This window comes from Vibrio sp. Vb1026 (genome assembly GCF_033338745.1).
In the GTDB taxonomy this organism is placed as follows: domain Bacteria; phylum Pseudomonadota; class Gammaproteobacteria; order Enterobacterales; family Vibrionaceae; genus Vibrio; species Vibrio alginolyticus.
Genome location: NZ_JAWOTH010000177.1, coordinates 1 through 1,092 on the forward strand (window position 1 = coordinate 1; position 1,092 = coordinate 1,092).

Sequence of the window (1,092 nt, forward strand, 5' to 3'; positions counted from 1 at the left end):
TAGCTAAGACGGCAAGAGTACAGAGATGGATTTTGTTCATTATTTACCTCGATTGATTTCACTAGGTTGTGATCCCTAAAAAGGGCAATGAGGGCGGATAACCTTAAACGACCACTTACACGTTGTACTCATGTCATTATCTCGCCCACGCGTTAGCGTTGAAAATTCGCCTTCATCATAAGCAAGCGTAGTCGCATTCCTTGGTTGTGCACGAAATGAATAGCGTAATGCTTCCCAAACGCCGCATACGGGTTATCTCAAACTGCCCAAAGTAGAGTAGCAACAAGCGCCATGAAAATAGGTTATAAGCGGTATAACAAGCCTGCGGTATTAATGAAATTTATGATTGGGTCATCAAGGTGAATCGCGGGCAAATATCCGGATCACGCCTTCAAATTCGCAACAGCAAAGGTGACTCATGCAAATTACTCAAAGTCCTCAGTTCAACGGCAAAGCGTCTAAGCGTTTACATGTTATGGCAAAGCCCATTGGTGCTGCCTGTAACATTGACTGTACTTACTGCTACTACCTCAGCAAACAGGACTTACTTGAGTATAAAAAAGGATGTTCACCAATGATGGATGAAGCCACGTTAGAGGCTTACATCAAACAGTATATTGAAGGGCAAAACACACCTGAGATCGTCTTCTCTTGGCAGGGTGGTGAGCCAACGATGCTGGGTTTGGATTACTTCAAGAAAATTGTCGAGTTTCAAGCGAAGGACCAGCCCGCAGGCGTGAAGATCTCAAACGATCTGCAAACAAACGGCACGTTATTGAATGACGAATGGTGCGAATTTTTAAGCGAGAACCATTTCTTGGTGGGCTTGAGTATTGATGGCCCTGAAATGCTGCACAACGCGTATCGAACCAACCGAGCCGGTCGGGGTACATTCAAACAAGTCATGAATGCGGTGGAGTTGCTGCATAAATATCAGGTGAACTTTGCCACGCTTACCTGTGTGAACAACCTGACGAGCCGAAATCCGCTTGAAGTTTACCGTTTTCTGCGAGATGAAGTCCGCTCGCCACAAATGCAGTTTATTCCTATTGTTGAACAGAAAACGTTCCGCACCACTGCGCCTCAAAAATG

Annotated in this window: 1 protein-coding gene; it reads left to right on the top strand. The window is 45.2% G+C overall.

All coding sequences use genetic code 11. The features are described from left to right. Window positions 1-418: 418 nt before the first annotated feature. Window positions 419-1,092 (top strand): radical SAM protein (locus R7E47_RS25110; protein ID WP_318085507.1); only part of this gene is annotated, 674 nt, incomplete at its 3' end.